The organism is Marinobacter pelagius, assembly GCF_900114925.1.
In the GTDB taxonomy this organism is placed as follows: domain Bacteria; phylum Pseudomonadota; class Gammaproteobacteria; order Pseudomonadales; family Oleiphilaceae; genus Marinobacter; species Marinobacter pelagius.
On the sequence record NZ_FOUR01000001.1, the window covers coordinates 218,199 to 237,315 of the forward strand.

Sequence of the window (19,117 nt, forward strand, 5' to 3'; positions counted from 1 at the left end):
CATGAAACCGCTTCGCAACGACTGTTTTGCCCTGCCCCCCGGGGTGAACTGGACGCCGGTGGACGAAGCCCTGGAAAGGTTACGTTCACGCTTGCATCCAGTGGTGGGCGTGGAACGGGAAGTCCCGCTGTCGCAGCTGAATGGCCGGATACTGGCCAGCGATGTCCATGCGCCTCGGGCCCATCCCCCCAGCAGCAATTCCGCGGTTGATGGCTATGCGTTTGCGGGACCTTTAACCGAGGTACCCTGCACTATGCCCCTGGTAGATGGCCGCAGTGCCGCCGGTGAACCTTATATGGAGCAGGTTCCCGAGGGCCACGCGATCCGGATCCTGACCGGCGCGGTGATGCCGGCTGGCACGGACACGGTGGTCCTGGAAGAGGATTGCGAGGTCATCGATGGCCAGCTTCATCTGAATGGAACGTTAAAGGCGGGAGCCAATCGGCGTAAAGCCGGAGAGGACATTCAGGCACAGGACTGCATTCTGACGGCCGGTACCCGGCTGACCCCTACCCAGATTTCGGTGCTCGCCAGCGTGGGCATTGAATCGGTCGATGTCTATCAGCGGCTTCGGGTCGGCGTGCTGTCCACCGGTGACGAAGTGAAACCCGTGGGTTCCCCGGTTACCGACTGGCAGATCTACGACGCCAACCGCCCGATGCTGAGCGCGCTGGTGACACAGCTGGGCTACGAGCTGGTGGACCTGGGCCATGCGCTGGACCGGGCCGAAGAGGTGAAAGCGGCACTGGAGCGCGGCGCTGAGCAATGCGATCTGATCCTGACCAGTGGCGGTGTTTCCGCCGGGGACGAGGATCATGTTTCGAAAACCCTGAAAGCCCATGGCGAGATCAGCAACTGGCGCATCGCGATCAAACCAGGGCGCCCCCTGGCGCTGGCCATGTTCAAAGGCACGCCCGTGGTCGGGTTGCCCGGCAATCCGGTTGCCGCCTGGGTCTGTGCGTTGCGCTTTGGTGCACCGGCCATGGCGCTGTTGGCAGGGGCCGAATGGTTCGAACCCCAGGGCTATCTCGTACCTGCCAACTTTTCCAAGAACAAGAAACCGGGGCGCAGCGAGATGTTACGCGCCCGGGTCCGTGATGGAAAAGTTGAGGTGTTTGGTTCGGAGGGCTCCGGCCGGGTCACCGGTCTGGCCTGGTCCGAGGGTCTGGTGGATCTGGATGAGAGCGCCCAACAGATAGAGCCGGGCACCCCCGTCCAGTTTATTCCTTACGGCAGCTTCGGGCTGTAATCAGTCAACGCTGCCGTGAACCGCAAACGCCTCCAGTGAGGCATCCTGCGGAGCCCGGGAACGGTAGGTTTCCTCAACACCCAGATCGGTCAGCCTGCGGCTGACCATCAGCAGGGTGTTGTCCTCGAAGTCCTCACACATACTGCGCATCTGGTCGATTTCTTCGCAGGCGACGGGATAGGCCGCATCGATATCCGGTGCGCCGTAAATCTCGACAAAGGTTTGCGCCAGGGTCAACCGCAGCTGCTCCAGTTCGGCTTCGGTAATATCACAGACGCCCACAAAACTGGCGCGGCCACCGGACTCGATGCTGTACCAACCATTGCTGAAGGCCTGCCGCGCCTTGCCCTTCAGATCCGCTTCGGTCCAGTTGGAAAATTCGAAGCCCCCGGAGATCGCCCACTCGCCGCTGAGCGCAGGCTTTTCAAAGACGTTCTCGTCAGAAATGTCCAACTGAAGGGTTCGGGCCAATTTCATACATGCTCCGCAAATTCAATCAGGCTCACTGTCTCGGTCATGACACCCTCACGCAACAGCATCCGGCCTTTCTCGTCCAGCCCGACAAAGAGTCCGGGCCTGGGATAGTCGATCATTTTACCCAGGGTGTCACAGCGTGGCCGCCACTCGTTGTGGACGCGCTCAAATCCGCTGTCCATGAAATAGGTCAGCCACAACAGGGTGTGCTTGGACCAGCTTTCCAGCAATGCCATGGGCGAAATATCGACACAGCCTTCCTCGTACAGACAGGTTTCGTTCGGATTCTCTCCCGGCTCGTCAGTCATCGGGATAAAGGGCACCTCAATGCCAATGACCAACCAGTTGGGATGCGCCTTCGGGTCAGAAACATCCGCAGCAAAACGAACACTTCCGCAAAGGGCACCATTGACCTTGATGCGATCCGGCCACTGAAAGTGCACCGGAACTTCCGGCGGGGCCAGTGCGCCCAGACTCTCGGCCAGGCCTATCTGGGCAACATAGACCGCCTGAATCGCCTCTTCGAGGGGCGTTTCCGGCGCCAGAACCAGGGCCGCACGCAGGGTGTCGCTTTGCTCGGAGTAAAAAACCGTGCCGGAATCGACACCCGCGATGGCCCGGCTGACAGCCTTGTCAAAAGGATCGGTGTGCCTGGGTACCACTTCTCCGGTCAGTAGCGGCGGGAACTGGGGTGACTCGATCATTGGATAGCCCGGGCGTAGACGTCAGAGGCGACAATTTCATCGGCAATCCGCTGGAAAGCCTGCGCCTGAGGGCTGTCCGGCTTCGACACTACAATCGGGACACCGCCGTCGGAACCTACCCGGATATCGAGATCCAGCGGAATCTCACCCAGGAAAGGCGCACCCAGTTTTTCGGCCTCCGCCCGCGCACCGCCGTGTCCGAATGGGTGATGCTCTTTACCGCAACCATCACAGATAAACGAGGCCATGTTTTCGATCAGCCCAAACAGCGGCACGTCCATCCGCTTGAACATATCGATACCCTTGCGGGCATCCATCAGGGCAATGTCCTGGGGCGTCGAGACCACCACCGCGCCGGCCACGAAGAATTTCTGGCTCAGGGTCATCTGGACATCGCCGGTACCAGGCGGCAGATCCACCAGCAGTACGTCCAGCCGGCCCCACTCCACCTGGTTCATCATCTGCTGCAGGGCACCCATCAGCATCGGCCCGCGCCAGACGATGGCTTCGTCATCAGGGGCCATCAGGCCCAGGGACATCAGCGTTACCCCGTGGTTTCTCAAAGGCAGAATGGTACTTCCATCCGGGCTGGACGGACGACCGGAAACCCCCAGCATACGGGGCTGGCTCGGGCCGTAGACATCCGCATCCAGCAGGCCGACCTTGAGGCCTTTCGAGGCCAGGGCAACGGCCAGGTTGGACGATACAGTGGACTTGCCAACGCCACCCTTACCCGAGGCGATGGCAATGATCCGATCAACCCCTCTGGGGTTTTTATCCTGGGGCCGGGGGGCGTCAGTTCCGATCAGGTTCGGCTTCTTTCCTACTTCGGTGTACTCAACCATGGTGTGTCCTGTTGTTTTCAGCTGTCCAGATAATCATCACTGGTGCGGACCCGGGGGCGTTCACCGCCCGCCATGGGTGCGGTGTCCCCATGGAACTGGGCCTTGACCCGACAGTCGTCACACATCTTGATGAGCTGCACGTTATCAGAGTTCTTGTACATCCAGTGCTGGTTTTCCAGCTTCTCGACGATCCGGTTAATGGTACTGGCCACGCCAAACGGTTTCCCACACTTTATGCACTCGAACGGCTCTTCACCGTGCAATGCCCGGGCACTCAGTGCCGCCTTGGAGACATCCAGCTGGGGCTTCAGGGTAATGGCCGTCTCCGGGCACGTGCTGTCGCAGATGCCGCACTGGACGCAGGCGTTCTCCGTGAACTGGACTTCCGGTCGGTCCGGGTGATCGCCAAGGGCACCAGTCGGGCAAAGTGATACGCAGGCCAGGCAGAGCGTGCATTTATCGGAATCGATTTCGATTGCACCGTAAGGTGCACCGGTGGGGAGCGGAATCGGCTCTTCGACCTTGTCCGACATGGCGGCAACCGTCACTCGGGTGATGTCCCGGCGACCGCCCACCAGCAAGACCGGGTCGCTCACGCGGCCGGCGTTGTCACCGGCATCGCAGAGTTCAATGGCGGAAATAACCCGCACCCGGCTCGGCGAGTTATGGGTACCTTTGAGCATGGCCTGGGCCAGCTCAACTTCCGCAGCCAGCGCCCGACGGTCGATCTCGTTGTCCGCCAGAATCAGAACCTCCGCGTAACCGGCCCCGAACGCCGCCATGATTTCCGCATGGCCAATCCGGTCGACATGCTCCAGCCCCATCGGGATGAGATCATCCGCAAGGCCATTATCGTAACGGGCGAGGTTGGCAATGGCTTCGGTACCCGCACCAAGAGTGTGGAACACCAGCCTTGGCGATTCGTTGGTATGCTCCCGATAAACCTTGGCCATGACTTCCACGGCCTTGGTAAGCGCCTCGAACGGGGTTTCGTTCATGGTCACCGCAGAGGTGGGACAGACGGCGGCGCAGGAGCCGCAGCCGGCGCAAATATCCGAATCAATCTGGATGTGGTCCCCGGCGGAAAAAATAGCCTCGGTCGGACAGACATCCAGGCAGCGGGTACAACCGGGCTTATTGGCTCGGGAGTGCGCGCACAGGGATTCTTCCAACCGGAAAAACACGGTTTTCTCGAATTCGCCAACCATGTCCCGGGCAGTCAGGGCAATGCGCTCCAACTCGCCACTCTTCTTCGGGTCGGCCCAGAAATAACCGTTGCGTTTTTCGTGGCTGGGAAACGCCGGAGCGCCGCCACGAAGGTCGATAAACACATCGCACTCGCTGCGGGCGGTGGGCTTTGCGGCCTCATAACCCAGTTCACCGCGTCCGGCCGGATGCAGGGGCTGCAGGTGGGCAAATTCCAGCTTGAAATTGCCAAGTGCACCGTAAGCTCCCGTCAACTGACCTTTGGCCACGTCGTAAGCGGCGGATGGCAGCTGAATCGGGCCCGCATCGTTCACGATGCAGGTCACACCCAGCTCGTCCTGCACCAGCTCCGCCATCCTTATCGCCTGTTCAGTCGGACCGACGATGCAGCACACACCGCTGGACTGGATGGTCTTTGCCGGCGCCACAGGCGCTGGCAACTGGGCGGCGGCAATCAGGGCTGCCTGTTTGGCGTGCAATCGCTCGGGCTTCGCGTCGGGCGCACTCCAGCCGGCGCGATCCCGGATATCGATGGTATGCAATGGTGCGGAGTGCTGGATCTCCGCGTAAACATCTTCTGCGAGGCGTTCGAACAAAGCCGCCTGCTGGCCGCAGGCAATAAGCACCTCGTTGTTGGCGCCCAAATGCTCGGCGGCAACACTCATTTCCTTGCCGCACAGTTGATCAACCGCCACCACCTGCTCAGCGGCCGCGGCTTTGCGCAAGGCCTCTGAATCGAAGGTCTGTGATTTATCGCAGCTGCATAATAGTAGGGTCTTGTATGCCGTCATCAGGAGTTTGACTCTTTCGTTGTTTTTATACGTATACGTATCCGTATCGCTTTTCGAGCATGCCACAGGCATTATCTTTGGGACAATTGGATAATCGTTTGTGCCCTGCTAGTTTTACGCTATAACAAAAAATGAGAAGCACCATGAGTAGTCGTACAGAACAGTGGAAACGCGAATTGAAGGTGGGCGCCGTCGTCCGCCGGTCTCCAGGCGTTACCCGTTGGGCAAAGGATATCTGGAAGCCCGTTGCTGTCATACCGGGGGCACCTGAAGCGTTCTGGAAAGAGATGGTTCGCGAAGGAGAGGTGGTTGATTACCACGCGGGTACCGTAACAATGGAACTGTTTCGGGCTGATGTGGAGGGCTATCTGGTCTCCCTTAACATGGCCGTTCCTTCTGTCTGGATCATTATGGACAAAGATGTAACGGGCCAGTCGCCATCCGGGTGGGTTGTCAGCACCGTAACAGCCAGCGCTCATGAAGCACTGGATTCCCTCGATAGTGGCGAAAGCATTGTCGAGGCGGTTCCGATTCCCGAATCCATGGCGGCCTGGATCAAAGAGTTCATCGACATGCACTACATCGAGGAGCCGTTCAAGAAACGCCGTCGCGACGAGGTCCGCGTCGATCGCGTTGAGGGCGCCAAGGGCGACCCGCGTATACGTCAGGAAAGCGACGTATTCCGTGCTCCTGCGAACATCAAAAAGCCGAGAATTCAGTAATGGCCGAGTCACGTCTTCAGCGCTGGGCGCGCAAAAAAGCCGAAGCCGGCAAGCAGGCAGAACAACCCCCCCCTCCGGTTATCGAGTCCAAACCGACCCCGGAGGAGCAGGAGCTTGCGATCAACGAAGCATTACCCGAACACGAGTTGCTCGAGAAATACGGCCTGCCCGATCCGGAAACCATCGAGCTCGGCACCGACATCACCGGATTCATGCGCAAGGAAATTCCGGAGTTCCTTCGCCGGAAGGCTCTGCGGGGGCTCTGGAAATCCAACCCGGTGCTTGCGGTTCTGGACGGACTTAATGATTACGACGAGGATTACACCCTGGCCTCGACGGCCGGCCAGACCGTGACATCGTTGTACAAAGTCGGCGAGGGCCTTGTCGACAAAGCCAAAAAAGCCGCTGACGTCGTGGAAGACCAGTCGAACGAGCCGGTGCGGATTTCCTCGGCTGAGCCTGATCCGGCAATCGCCGAGGATCCGGAGCCTGATGACACCCTTGAGCTTGATGACCGGGCAACGCCGGCGGAACTTCCCGAGCAACAATTTGCCGAAAATGAAACCAGCCAGTCGGAAGAGACGCCGGAACCACGATTCCGGCCCCGGATGCGTTTTGACTATTAGCCAAATACATTTCAGCTATTAGCGAATCAAAGTCGGGTTAGGCCACTATTCTTGGATGTGTACTAGAATAGTGTGACAGACCGCAAATAATAATTAGAAGGAACACGAATTGAGCAACACTGCGGAAATCCAGTGCCCCCGCTCGGTCTCCGAAGAGGATCGTGCGAGGGCCCAGATCTATCAACTGCTGGGCGTTCTGCTTGCAGACCCACCCTCCGGTGAATTGTTACAGGGGCTGGCGTCACTGCAGGGTGATGAAACGCCCCTGGGTTCGGCCTGCAAAAATTTGGCCGCCCTTGCCGAACGTACCAACCCCTACGATGCCGAGCGAGAGTTCAACAACCTGTTTGTTGGTCTCGGCCGTGGCGAGCTGCTTCCCTACGCCAGTTATTACCTCACCGGCTTTCTGAACGAGAAGCCCCTCGCGGAGCTGCGAACGGACCTCAGGTCCCGGGGCATCAAAGCCCGTAGCGACGTAAAAGAGCCCGAAGACCATATTGGCACCCTGTGTGAAATCATGGCGGGCATCATTACCGGCGAATTTCCCTGCGACAGCGGATTGCAATCGCAGAAAGCCTTCTTTGACGCCCATCTGGCGAAGTGGGCAGCACTGTTTTTTACCGATTTGGAAGAAGCGCAAAGCGCCGTCTTTTACGCGCCGGTTGGCTCGCTTGGGCGAGCCTTCATGGCCGTGGAAGCCGACGCCTTTGCGATTCAGTAACCGGGGTCGGAAGATCCCTTAACCCAGGGGGAGGTGTCCAATGGACAACCCGAAGCGTGAAAACAGCCGTCGCCGTTTCCTGAAAATGGCCGCTGCCGCAGCTCCGGCTGCTGTGGCAATGACGGTTGCACCGAACGCCGCAGCGGAGGTCGTCAGAACAGACGCGCCGAAAAGCCGCGGTTTACGGGATACCGAACATACACGTAAGTATTTCGAATCGGCTCGCTTTTGAGGAAGCGTGATTCATTCAAGGTTGCGTGATGCTCTTGGATGATCACACCTCCAAAAAAACGAGAATAAAAATGAGAGAGGTATGAGACATGTTAAGGAAGAAGACCAACGGGGTAGCGAAAGGCCCCCGTGCAGGCTCTTTGCTTTCGTCTCTCGCTGCCAAGACGCTGGATCGTCGTCAGTTCCTGACAACCTCCGGTGTCGCAGTGGGTGGTTTGGCGGCACTGTCGCTGACATCGGGGAGGGTTGAAGCTGCAACGCCCTCGACCGAGGGTGGCGAAGTCGTCGTCAAGAAATCGGTATGTACGCACTGCTCGGTCGGCTGCACCGTCGAAGCCGAAGTTCAGAATGGCGTATGGACCGGTCAGGAACCTGGCTGGGACAGCCCCTTCAATTTGGGCGCTCACTGTGCCAAAGGCGCTTCGGTCCGTGAACACGCCCATGGCGAACGTCGCCTCAAGTCCCCCATGAAAATGGTCAACGGCCAGTGGCAGAAGATTTCCTGGGATACGGCCATTAACGAAATCGGCGACAAGATGCTGCAAATCCGCGAGGAAAGCGGCCCCGATTCCGTCTACTGGCTGGGCAGCGCCAAGTTCAACAACGAACAGGCGTATCTGTTCCGCAAGTTTGCTGCCTACTGGGGTACCAACAACGTCGACCACCAGGCCCGGATCTGTCACTCGACGACCGTTGCCGGCGTAGCCAACACCTGGGGCTACGGCGCAATGACCAACTCCTACAACGACATCCACAATTCCAAGGCGATCTTCATTATCGGGGGCAACCCTGCCGAAGCGCACCCGGTGTCGTTGTTACACGTGCTGAAGGCCAAGGAAGAAAACAACGCGCCGCTGATCGTCTGCGACCCGCGTTTCACCCGCACCGCAGCCCACGCCGACGAATACGTGCGTTTCCGCCCGGGTTCTGACGTGGCACTGGTGTGGGGCATTCTCTGGCACATCTTCGAAAACGGCTGGGAAGACAAAGAGTTCATCCGCACCCGCGTTTACGGCATGGAAGATATCCGTGAAGAAGTAAAACGCTGGAATCCGGAAGAGGTCGAGCGCGTTACCGGTGCACCGGGTGCACAGCTCGAGCGGGTAGCCCGCACTCTGGCCAACAACCGTCCGGGCACGGTGATCTGGTGTATGGGGGGTACCCAGCACACCAACGGTAACAACAATACCCGCGCCTACTGCGTACTGCAGCTGGCTCTTGGCAACATGGGCGTCGCCGGCGGTGGCACCAACATCTTCCGCGGCCACGACAACGTACAGGGCGCTACAGACCTGGGCGTGCTGGCTGATACCCTGCCCGGGTACTATGGCCTGGCTGCTGGCTCATGGGCACACTGGGCACGGGTCTGGGAGGAAGACCTGGATTGGCTGAAAGGCCGGTTTGCCACCATGGACAAGAACGGCAAATCCAAAGCCATGATGAACGAGAAGGGCATTCCTGTTTCCCGCTGGATCGACGGTGTGCTGGAAGCCAAGGAAAACCTGGAGCAGCCGGACAACACCCGGGCCATGGTGCTGTGGGGCCACGCGCCCAACTCCCAGACCCGGATGACGGAAATGAAGGAAGCGATGGAAAAGCTCGACCTGCTGGTCGTCGTCGATCCCTTCCCCACCGTCTCTGCGGTGCTGCATGATCGCAAAGAAGGCGCTTACCTGCTGCCCACCACGACCCAGTTCGAGACTTACGGCTCGGTGACCGCGTCCAACCGCTCACTCCAGTGGCGGGAAAAGGTGGTTGAGCCGCTGTTCGACTCCAAGGTCGATCACGAAATCATGAAGCTGTTTGCGGACAAGTTCGGTTTCACCGATCGCATGTTCCGCAACATTGCCATCAATGGCGATGAGCCGTCGATTGAGGACATTACCCTCGAATTCAACCGCGGCATGTGGACCATCGGCTATACCGGCCAGTCCCCGGATCGTCTCAAGAAGCACATGAAGTACCAGCACCATTTCGACAAGACCACCCTGCGTGCGGTTGGTGGACCTTGCGATGGTGACTTCTACGGTCTGCCATGGCCGTGCTGGGGTACCGCAGAGATGAACCACCCGGGCACCGCCAACCTGTATGATATGTCACTGCCGGTTTCTGAAGGCGGCCTGACGTTCCGTGCGCGGTTTGGTGTTGAGCACAACGGCCAGAACATTCTGGCAGACGGTGTTTACTCCAAGAACTCCGAGATCAAGGACGGCTACCCGGAATTCACCATGCAGATGCTGATGGACCTGGGTTGGGACGGCGATCTGACCTCCGAGGAACGTGCCGCCATCGACGCGGTTGCAGGCCCGGAAACCAACTGGAAAACCGATCTGTCCGGTGGTATCCAGCGCGTGGCAATCAAGCACGAGTGCGCACCCTTTGGTAACGCCAAGGCCCGCGCCATCGTCTGGAACTTCCCGGATCCGGTACCGCTGCATCGTGAACCGCTGTACACCAACCGCCGGGATCTGGTCGAGGACTACCCGACCTACGAAGACAAGACCTTCTGGCGGGTGCCGACCCTCTATGAGTCCATCCAGCAGAAGGACTTCAGCAAGGAGTTCCCGATCATCCTCACCTCCGGCCGTCTGGTCGAATACGAGGGGGGTGGTGATGAAACCCGTTCGAACCCCTGGCTGGCAGAACTCCAGCAGGAGATGTTCATTGAGGTGAACCCCCGCGATGCCAACAACCTGAATATCCGTGACGGTCACGACGTCTGGGTTCATGGTCCTGAGGGCGCGAAGATCAAGGTCAAGGCCATGGTGACGGAGCGTGTGGGTGAAGGCGTTGCCTTTATGCCCTTCCACTTCGGCGGGCACTACCAGGGCAAGGACCTGCGGGACAAGTATCCCAAGGGCTCCGACCCCTACGTTCTGGGCGAATCCACTAACACGGTTCAAACATACGGGTATGACTCGGTCACGCAGATGCAAGAGACCAAAGCCACCCTGTGTTCGATCATGCCGGCATAACAAGAGGTGTAGACCATGGCACTTGAAGGACAAGCAAGAGCAAAATTCCTTTGCGACGCCGAGCGCTGCATCGAATGTAATGCCTGCGTAACGGCCTGTAAGAATGAGCATGAAGTCCCCTGGGGCATCAACCGTCGCCGCGTGGTAACCATCGAAGATGGTAAGCCGGGCGAGCGCTCGATCTCGGTAGCTTGCATGCACTGTTCAGACGCGCCTTGCATGGCCGTCTGTCCGGTGGACTGCTTCTACCAGACCGAAGACGGTGTGGTGCTGCATTCCAAGGATCTGTGTATCGGTTGTGGCTATTGCTTCTACGCATGCCCCTTCGGCGCGCCCCAGTTCCCGCAAGCGGGTAACTTTGGCAGCCGGGGCAAGATGGACAAGTGCACGTTCTGTGCAGGTGGTCCGGAAGAAGACAACTCAACAGCCGAGTTCTCCAAGTACGGCCGCAACCGTATTGCGGAGGGCAAACTGCCGATCTGTGCGGAAATGTGCTCGACTAAAGCCCTGTTGGCCGGTGACGGCAACGAGGTGGCGGACATCTATCGTCAGCGTGTGGTGAACCGTGGTTTCGGTTCCGGCGCCTGGGGATGGGGCACAGCCTACGAGAAGAAGGGTGCATAAACTGGCCTGAGTATTCCGGGGTCCATTGGACCCCGGAATTCATTGAGGCAACGAAGTCTTCTTGTTCATTCCGTTGGAGTGCTCTAATGAACAAAAACCTATTTGGTGCCGCCGCCCTCGTGCTGGCGACACTGCTGTTCAATCCTGCCTGGGCGCAAGAGGCCCCGACGGCTGATCGAACAGCGACCGGGGGAGCCCAGACCCTCGAAGATATCATGCGCCGTCAGGAACAGTTGAAGATCGACGAGTCCTTTCGGTCCGAGAACCTGGGTAATCCTGCCAATGCGGCGCCGATCACCGATCAGCTTGGGACCCGGGGCGGGATCTCTGATGCCGATGCCTGGCGTTCCATCCGCTACAACAAGATTGACCCCACCGTTCAGTCCCCCGGTCCCGCCAATACCGTCATGATCCAGGGTGAAGGCATTGCCTGGTACAAGTTGCGGGAAGGTCCGGTCATCACCTACGGTGGCAGCGCCCTGTTGGGCATCATCGTATTGCTCGTGATTTTCTATTTCGTTCGCGGCAGGATCATGATCGATGGCGGCCCTGCAGGCACGACCATTGAACGATTCAAGCCCATAGAACGCTTTGGTCACTGGTTGCTCGCCGGCTCATTTATCGCCCTGGGTATCACCGGGCTGATTACCTTGATGGGGCGCAGCTTCCTGATTCCCGTGCTTGGGCCCGACGCCTTTGCAACTCTGGCGGCCGGCTCCAAGTGGCTTCACAACAACATAGCCTGGGCCTTTATGCTGGGGCTTGTGATGACGTTTGTCATGTGGGTAGTGCATAACATCCCCAACAAGCTGGACTGGCAATGGATCAAGGCAGGGGGAGGTATCTTTACCAAGGGCCACCCCTCCGCGAAGAAATTCAACGCGGGCCAGAAGATTATTTTCTGGACGGTCATGGTATTGGGCGTCTCTGTCTCCCTGTCCGGCCTGTCGCTGCTGTTCCCGTTCCAGATGCCGATGTTTGCCGACACTTTTGGTGTCATCAACAGCGTCCTGGGCACCAGTCTCCCGACTGACCTGGCACCGCACGAAGAGATGCAATATGCCAACATCTGGCACTCGATTGTGGCGTTCGTGATGATGGTGGCCATCATCGCCCACATCTATATCGGCTCGGTCGGTATGGAAGGTGCGTTCGATGCCATGGGTAACGGTCAGGTTGATCTGGAGTGGGCCCGCCAGCACCACGATCTCTGGGTGGCCGAGGTCGAGGCCAAAGAAGGCAAAGGAGGATCTTCATGAAAGTCATGATTTCCGCATTTGTCGCAGCATTGGTCATTGCTTCTCTCTCCCCGATCGTTCTGAACCAGTTCGGCTGGTCTTCAGCCGAGCAGGGCAGCAGTGAGAGCGTTCGCCTTGACTGATCAGTCCGAGGTATACCAGATCGATGCAATCGGTCTGGTATGCCCTCTCCCGATCCTACGCTTCAAGAAACGCACCCAGGGTTTGCCCAGCGGCACGCAGGTCGAGTTTCTGGCGGATGATCCCAGCGGCCGCAAGGACATGCAGGCGCTTTGCGAGATTACCGGTCACCGGATTGAATGGATTCGTGAGGAGGACGCAGGTGTCCTCCGTTATCGCATCCGTTTGGCATAGCCGGGTGCGACCTAATGTCCCAACCCGAGACCTGACTCCCATACTCCTCTAGAATCACCGGTCAGATCGGGGGTATACCTCTACCCCAACCACTGCAGCCCAACCAAGCAACGCACCGCCAGTACCTGGGGGCGCGTTGATTCGTGATCCGTCGGAGAAAAATAACCCATGGCTGAACAAACAGTTCTCAGGCCAAGTCACAGGATGCTACTCGTTATCGCCACGCTGCTGGCGCTGGTGGTCAGTCTTTGGTCCACCCAAAGCTCGTCCGCACGAATCCAACCACTTTCCGAGGGGCAGATGACTCAAGCTCCGGATCCTCTGGAAGACTCACTTGCCACCATCACACCCGGCGCAGGCGCTGAAATACAGCCCGGCCCCGGCACCGGACTCACAGCTGTGCATCATCGGGTTGAGCCGGGGGATACCCTGAGCACCATCTTCAGTTCCCTTGGGGTACCCATGGCCGATCTCCGCAAGATCATGGAAGCCGATGCCGAGTACCTGGCCTTGGCGACGCTTCAGCCCGGGACCGAATTCCGGCTGACCTTCGATGAAGCCAATCAGCTGACCGAACTGGCCCTCGAAATCGATGCGGCCCGAACCATTTTCTTTACCAAAACCGACGATGCCACTTTTGAATACCGGCAAACCGAGGCCGAAACCCAGTGGGTATCCGAAGTGCTGAGGGGCACCATTGAGGGAAGCTTCTATGCCTCAGCCATCCGTGCGGGCCTGACTGAAAACCAGATCGCCTCTGTGAGTCAGCTCCTCAAGCACCAGGTGGATTTTCGTCGCGACCTGCGAGCCGGCGACCGGTTTTCGGTGATCATTGGCCAGGAGCTGGCCGGCGATGAGAGTACCGGAAAAAGCAGGCTGGAGGCCGCGTCCTTACAACTTCGTTCTGATACCTACACTGCGTTCCGGTTTGAAGACGGCAACTACTACGACGAGAACGGCAAAAGCGTATTGCCGGCATTTCGGCGCTGGCCCACGACCACGCCTTATCGCGTGAGCTCCCACTTCAGCCGCAACCGAATCCATCCGGTCACCGGACGGAAAGCGCCCCATAACGGCGTTGACCTGGCAACACCGAGAGGAACGCCGATCCTCAGCACGGGCGACGGCATCGTGCAACGCATCGGCAACCACCCCTACGCGGGCAAGTACATCGACATCGATCACGGCAATGCCTACAAAACCCGCTATCTGCACCTGGACAGGATTCTGGTCAGGAAAGGGGAAAAGGTGCAGCGCGGCCATAAAATCGCGCTTTCAGGCAACACCGGCCGAAGCACCGGCCCCCATCTGCACTTCGAATTGCACATCAATGGCCGGCCTACCGATCCGCTGAAGGCTGAAATACCAACGGCGGCAGATGTGCCCCAGGCATTGGCCGGGCGGTTTGAGGAAGAGACGGCGTTCAAGCTTGAGGTGATGAGGAATGCGGGCAGCAGGTCGAACCTGATGCTGGCCGACAAATCCTGACTGACCGGAAAGATAAGAAAAGCGCCCCGCTCGGCTCCGGGGCGCTTTTCAGAGTCAGATATGTACGGGAGCCCGCCTTACAGATACGGCGGCTTCCCAGCCTCCGCCCGCTCGGCCTGCCACTGCTCCAGTGTCTGCGCGGCTTTTCCTCCCTCGAGAGAACCAACCACCTCGAAGAAGTCACTGCGCAGTTCATCGTCCAGCACCTCACCACGGGGTTTGCTGCGCACCACGTAAACCGTCTGCAGGTTCTGGTGATCGAACGCCCGCCATTGCTGACGGTCCTTCAGCAGAGTGTACTCGTGTCCTTCCAGGGCCTTGATCAGCGCCTGGGTGTCGGTGGTGCCGGCACGTTCAACAGCATCCTTGTACTGGTAGATGATGCCATAAGCCGTCGCCGCCGTGGAGGTGGGCCGCACGCCATATTCTTTGGTGAAGGCCTCAACGAACTCCTGGCCACGGGGGAAATCCAGCTGGTAAGGAATCATCCACTCCCAGGGCGTGGTGGAAATCACCCCTTCCAGGATGGTGGCACCGACAGCCTGGGCGATGCCCAGTGTGATGTTGGGCAGTACAATCTGGACCTTGTCTTTCAGGCCCATTTCGTAGGCTACCTGCAGTGCCCGCACCAGGTCATCGCCGTACAGAACCAGCACCAGCACGTCCGCGTCACTGGCTTCAGCTTTTTCCAGGGCCTTTCTGAAATCCCGGATCAGCGCCCTCGGAAAGGGTGTCAGGGCATGCGGGTGTTTCTCGGTGTCGGTGGTGTTTGTGAACGCCCGGAGTGACGCTTCCGAGGAATGGCCCCAGGTGTAATCGGCGGTCACGTAGAAGTAATTGGCATCGCCAAAGTTTTCGGTCAGGTAGTGGCCGAGCGCGTTCGCGGTCATCCAGGCGTTGGGATACTCACGAAACATGTGATCGTGGCCTTCGCTGCCGGTGGTGGCATTGGCCGAGGTGGTGGTTCCGAAATACAGCCGGCCCAGTTTCTTCGCCACTTTGCCCGAGGCGATGGTCACGGGGCTGGAGGCGCCGCCGAAGACCATGTCCACGTTTTCCTGGCGGATCAGCTCTTCTGTGTTGGCGGCACCCCGCTCAACAGACCCGGCGGTATTTCGGATGACCAGCTCCACATCCCGACCGAGGATGCCACCAGCCTTGTTGATCTCGTCCACCGCCAGGAAGGCTGCGAGTCGTTGCTGCAAGCCAAGGTTCTTATAACGCCCGGACTCCGGATAATTGAAACCCAGCCGTATCGTTTCCGCCATCAGCGGGAAACTGGTGATACACAGGATCAAGCCGGCAAGCAGGATTGCTCTCCTTTTCATTGATACAGTCCTCTGATTTGTCTTGTATTTTTTGGTGTCGGAACTATACCCGCATTTGAAAAACTGAACGGTCGTTCAATGTAAAAAGAGCGGTATTTTTCGTTACGGACTGTATCCCCACGCTCCATATTCACCCTGGCGCTTCTATTTGACTCCCCAACTTCCCCGCACTCGTGTACCATCCACCACTGTATAAACATACAGACCCCAAAAGACTGCGAGGAAACCTCATGGCAGTACAAGCACTCTACTACTCGGATAAGGATGGCCTGGAAATGGCGCTGAAGAATCCCGACACGATGCTTTTTCAATCCAAAGCCGAGGCGGATGCCCGCGACAAGATCCTGGAACTGGCCGAGAACATCCAGATGTTCCTGGAGCGCAAGGTCGAGGGGCTGGGCGAGCAACTGGCCGAGCAATGCGCCATGGCCATCGCCGAAGAGAAGGACCTGTTCCAGAAGGCCCTCAAGAAGCCGCAGTTGCTGAATGCCGAAGCCGCCGGAGAAACCGGCGAGTAAGCTCCCACCGCATATCATGCGGCGTTACCGGTCGGCCATTTACACGACCGTAACGCCGTTATCCTCCCTCCCCACCCGGTATTCTGGCTACACTATCGGAAACTCGTGCGGGATCTCCTTTCATCCATGACTATTCGCGTTCTTCTCCTGTTGCTTTGCTCCCTGGCCTTCTGGACCAGTGGGGTTGCCGCCCAACAGATGACTGCCGCCCTGGACGACCTGCTTCCCCCAGTACAGACCCAGACCGAGCAGCAGCCCCCCGTGCAAGAGGAGGAAAGCGAGAACGGCGAAGATAAGGCCGGGGACGAGAAGGCGCCTGAAGAAGAGGAGAAGGAGCCCGAACCCTCTCCCACTCCGGTAAAACCGGAAATCGAAGCGCTCGAGGAGCCGCTGGAAAGCCAGCTGCCGGCGCCGGAGACCGAAGACATCCGCCAGCAGATCCAGAAGCTGGAGGAAGCCCTCAATACCCGCCAGCAGGCACTGGGTACCAGCCAGGAACGGCTGGAGTTTGCCGGGTCTTTGCTTAATCGGCTGGACAATGAATACGAGAGCTTCCAGCTACGGCTGGAACGAGCCGGGCTGAACCTCACCGATGATTACGCCAACCTGCTGCGCCAGCGACTGGAACGCCTGCGCAGCCAGACCATTGCTGCCGGCCTTACCCAGGGTATTACCGCCCAGCTCTCCGCGGCTCGAGAAGAACAACTGCGTCTTGAGGAATTCGAGGCGGTGATCAATCCCACCGACGACATCCGGGGCCAGCTGGAAGTCCGGCGTTCGCAGCTGCTCCGCCAGTTGCACGGCGTGGTCACCGAGCACATCGAAGTGCTGAACGATTATTACAACACCGTCGCCGAACTGCAGGACCGGCTGGAAGCGTACAAGGAGCTGCTCCAGCAGCGCCTGTTCTGGCTACCAAGTACCGAAACCATGGGTCTGGATACCTTCGGTAAGCTGTTCGAAGGTGTCCGGTGGCTGGTTTCGGGTCTGGAATGGACCTCGTTGCAGGAGGGCATCAAAGACTCTCTTGACGAGCACTGGCCAGAAATCACCCTGCTGCTGGCCCTGCTGATCTTCCTGTCTGTCCGGCGGAAGGCATTCCGCCAGGCCCTGACCGACTCCGGGGCGGATGTGGGTGACGTCGGCAAGGACCACTGGAACCTGACCCTCTACGCCAGCCTGCTCAGCCTGTTGCGGGCCCTGCCCGCGGTGATCGCTCTGGGCATCGCCTCCCTGCTGCTGGATGAAGGCAACGAATTCCTGCATGCCTTGTCCCGGGGCTTTTCCAACGCCGCGTTCACGATGCTGCTGTTGCGGAGCGTGTATACCGTTGCCTATCCCGGTGGTCTGGGGGAACGTCACTTCCAGTGGAACCCCAACACGCTTCAGGCCCTTCGCAGAGAGATTCCACTGCTGCTCTGGGTCCTGACGCCCATCGTCATCATCATGCCCGCCATGGCACTGCCTGAGGGATCGGCCTACAGCGACAGCCTCGGACGGGTTCTCTTTGCCATCGCGTCACTGGCTCTGGCCTGGTTTGCCCACCAGTTCATGTCCGCTGTGCGCCAGGATCAGCGGGGACGTCGCGCACTTAGAATCCTGCATGTCGTGGCTGTTGCGGTACCCCCCATGCTGGCAGTGCTCTCGGTTTGGGGTTACCACTACAGTGCGGTACGCCTTGAAGGCCTGATGTTCATCAGCATCTGCTGGCTCGCCTTCGTCATCCTGCTGCATTATCTCGGCTTGCGGGGGCTGACCGTCCGGGAACGGCGTATGGCTCTGGTAAGACGCCTCGAAGAGCGCGAGGCCGAACGCAAGCTGGCTGAAGCCCGTGAAGCGGCAGAATCCACCGGTGAAGCCATGCCGGCAAGCTTCGAATCGCCCCGGCAGGATATGAATGCCATCAGTCAGCAGAGCGAAACCCTGCTTCGCACCCTGTCCCTGGTGGTCGCCGGCATCGGCCTCTGGATGCTGTGGGACGACGTATTCCCGGCCCTGGGCATCTTCGACGCCATCACCCTCTGGAGCATCGATGCCGGGGTCGAAGGGGAAGATCCCGTGCCCATCAACCTCGGTGACCTGATGCTCGCGCTTGCGGTCGGCGCAGGTACCGTACTGGCGGCACGCAACCTGCCGGGCACCCTGGAAGTCATGTTCCTGAGCCGGCTGCGGCTGGAGCCTGGGGTCGGTTACGCCATCACCACCATGGCCACCTACATCATCGTCTTTATCGGCATCATCGCCGCGCTCGGGGTGCTGGGCTTGCAGTGGTCGAAACTGCAGTGGCTGGTGGCGGCCCTCGGTGTGGGGCTGGGCTTTGGTCTGCAGGAGATCGTGGCAAACTTCGTCTCGGGCCTGATCCTGCTGTTCGAGCGGCCGATCCGGGTCGGGGATACTGTCACCATTGGCGGCATCACCGGCACCGTCTCCCGGATCCGCATCCGGGCGACTACCCTGGTGGACTGGGATCGCAAGGAACAGATCATTCCCAACAAGACCTTTGTCACCCAGGACCTGACCAACTGGACCCTGACCGACGCCATTACCCGGGTCATCGTCCGGGTTGCCGTCGCCTATGGCTCCGACGTGGACAAGGTTCAGGAACTGCTGTTCCGGATAGCCACCGACAACGAACGGGTGGTAGACGATCCGGCGCCGGCGGTGTTCTGCGTTGGCCTCGGCGACAGCAGCGTGGACTTCGAGATCCGGGTGTTCGTGCGCGACATCAACGACATCATGCTGCTGTCTCACGAGCTGCACGCAACCATCACCCGGTCGCTGCGGGAGGCAGGGATCGAGATCCCCTTCCCGCAGCGGGATATTCACATCCGCACCGCTACGGGCTCATTCCCGGGCAGGGCTGAGGATTCGCCCAAGGAGCAGGCGAATGATCCGGAATAAGGCTCGGGGGAACGGCATTTACCGGATCTTTACACCGGTTGACGGCATTCCGTTACCCGCTCTGAGAAGATAGCGGGTAACAACAATATCGCCGGGGGTCG

18 protein-coding genes are annotated in these 19,117 nt (G+C 59.2%); 13 read left to right on the forward strand and 5 right to left on the reverse strand.

Annotated elements, in window-relative coordinates; translation table 11 throughout:
• The first annotated feature begins 1 nt into the window (after position 1).
• Positions 2–1,249 carry a molybdopterin-binding protein gene (locus BM254_RS00980; RefSeq protein WP_091997634.1) on the forward strand — a complete coding sequence of 416 codons (1,248 nt, stop codon included), beginning with the start codon at positions 2–4 and terminating at the stop codon, positions 1,247–1,249.
• Here the strand turns inward: BM254_RS00980 and BM254_RS00985 are convergent, their stop codons facing one another.
• Genes BM254_RS00985 through BM254_RS01000 form a run of 4 tightly spaced genes read right to left on the reverse strand, consistent with a single transcriptional unit; the run spans position 1,250 to position 5,203 of the window.
• A complete protein-coding gene (locus tag BM254_RS00985; protein ID WP_091997636.1) occupies positions 1,250–1,726 on the reverse strand; it encodes a DUF6505 family protein in 477 nt (158 codons plus the stop codon).
• Positions 1,723–2,427, reverse strand: coding sequence for a biotin/lipoate--protein ligase family protein (locus tag BM254_RS00990; protein WP_091997639.1), 705 nt, complete (start codon positions 2,425–2,427; stop codon positions 1,723–1,725). The genes BM254_RS00985 and BM254_RS00990 overlap by 4 nt, the downstream gene beginning before the upstream one ends.
• Positions 2,424–3,272, reverse strand: a complete 849-nt coding sequence (locus BM254_RS00995; RefSeq protein WP_091997640.1) for an Mrp/NBP35 family ATP-binding protein — start codon at positions 3,270–3,272, stop codon at positions 2,424–2,426. Before BM254_RS00995 ends, BM254_RS00990 begins: the two co-directional genes overlap by 4 nt.
• 17 nt (positions 3,273–3,289) lie before the next feature.
• Positions 3,290–5,203 (reverse strand): 4Fe-4S binding protein, encoded by a 1,914-nt coding sequence (locus BM254_RS01000; protein ID WP_245777327.1) that lies wholly within the window; start codon positions 5,201–5,203, stop codon positions 3,290–3,292.
• A 209-nt stretch (positions 5,204–5,412) separates the two neighbouring features.
• Here BM254_RS01000 and BM254_RS01005 point away from each other — a divergent pair, with 209 nt between their 5' ends.
• The 10 genes from BM254_RS01005 (at position 5,413) to BM254_RS01045 (ending at position 14,269) form a co-directional block, all read left to right on the forward strand.
• Positions 5,413–5,991, forward strand: coding sequence for a DUF3305 domain-containing protein (locus BM254_RS01005; protein WP_091997643.1), 579 nt, complete (start codon positions 5,413–5,415; stop codon positions 5,989–5,991).
• Positions 5,991–6,617, forward strand: a complete 627-nt coding sequence (locus BM254_RS01010) for a DUF3306 domain-containing protein (protein WP_091997645.1) — start codon at positions 5,991–5,993, stop codon at positions 6,615–6,617. Before BM254_RS01005 ends, BM254_RS01010 begins: the two co-directional genes overlap by 1 nt.
• A gap of 109 nt (positions 6,618–6,726) precedes the next feature.
• Positions 6,727–7,338: a TorD/DmsD family molecular chaperone gene (locus tag BM254_RS01015; protein WP_091997647.1), complete on the forward strand. Its 612-nt coding sequence runs from the start codon at positions 6,727–6,729 to the stop codon at positions 7,336–7,338.
• A 40-nt stretch (positions 7,339–7,378) separates the two neighbouring features.
• Positions 7,379–7,570, forward strand: a complete 192-nt coding sequence (locus BM254_RS01020) for a twin-arginine translocation signal domain-containing protein (protein ID WP_091997649.1) — start codon at positions 7,379–7,381, stop codon at positions 7,568–7,570.
• An 88-nt stretch (positions 7,571–7,658) separates the two neighbouring features.
• Positions 7,659–10,544, forward strand: a complete 2,886-nt coding sequence (locus BM254_RS01025) for a formate dehydrogenase subunit alpha (protein WP_091997652.1) — start codon at positions 7,659–7,661, stop codon at positions 10,542–10,544.
• A 15-nt stretch (positions 10,545–10,559) separates the two neighbouring features.
• Positions 10,560–11,168: a formate dehydrogenase FDH3 subunit beta gene (gene fdh3B / locus BM254_RS01030; RefSeq protein ID WP_091997654.1), complete on the forward strand. Its 609-nt coding sequence runs from the start codon at positions 10,560–10,562 to the stop codon at positions 11,166–11,168.
• Between the two features lie 86 nt (positions 11,169–11,254).
• Positions 11,255–12,427 (forward strand): formate dehydrogenase subunit gamma, encoded by a 1,173-nt coding sequence (locus BM254_RS01035; protein WP_091997655.1) that lies wholly within the window; start codon positions 11,255–11,257, stop codon positions 12,425–12,427.
• Positions 12,424–12,549 carry a hypothetical protein gene (locus BM254_RS17935; RefSeq protein ID WP_281248015.1) on the forward strand — a complete coding sequence of 42 codons (126 nt, stop codon included), beginning with the start codon at positions 12,424–12,426 and terminating at the stop codon, positions 12,547–12,549. The genes BM254_RS01035 and BM254_RS17935 overlap by 4 nt, the downstream gene beginning before the upstream one ends.
• Positions 12,542–12,781: a sulfurtransferase TusA family protein gene (locus BM254_RS01040; protein WP_091997657.1), complete on the forward strand. Its 240-nt coding sequence runs from the start codon at positions 12,542–12,544 to the stop codon at positions 12,779–12,781. Before BM254_RS17935 ends, BM254_RS01040 begins: the two co-directional genes overlap by 8 nt.
• A gap of 168 nt (positions 12,782–12,949) precedes the next feature.
• A complete protein-coding gene (locus BM254_RS01045; protein WP_245777328.1) occupies positions 12,950–14,269 on the forward strand; it encodes a peptidoglycan DD-metalloendopeptidase family protein in 1,320 nt (439 codons plus the stop codon).
• Between the two features lie 77 nt (positions 14,270–14,346).
• On the opposite strand, the gene BM254_RS01050 is transcribed toward BM254_RS01045, so the two are convergent.
• Positions 14,347–15,597, reverse strand: a complete 1,251-nt coding sequence (locus BM254_RS01050) for an ABC transporter substrate-binding protein (protein ID WP_091997662.1) — start codon at positions 15,595–15,597, stop codon at positions 14,347–14,349.
• A gap of 230 nt (positions 15,598–15,827) precedes the next feature.
• Here BM254_RS01050 and BM254_RS01055 point away from each other — a divergent pair, with 230 nt between their 5' ends.
• The gene (locus BM254_RS01055) at positions 15,828–16,115 is read left to right on the forward strand and encodes a YebG family protein (RefSeq protein WP_091997664.1); all 288 of its coding nucleotides are present in this window, start codon (positions 15,828–15,830) and stop codon (positions 16,113–16,115) included.
• Between the two features lie 126 nt (positions 16,116–16,241).
• The gene (locus tag BM254_RS01060) at positions 16,242–19,016 is read left to right on the forward strand and encodes a mechanosensitive ion channel domain-containing protein (RefSeq protein ID WP_091997666.1); all 2,775 of its coding nucleotides are present in this window, start codon (positions 16,242–16,244) and stop codon (positions 19,014–19,016) included.
• The last annotated feature ends 101 nt before the right edge of the window (positions 19,017–19,117 follow it).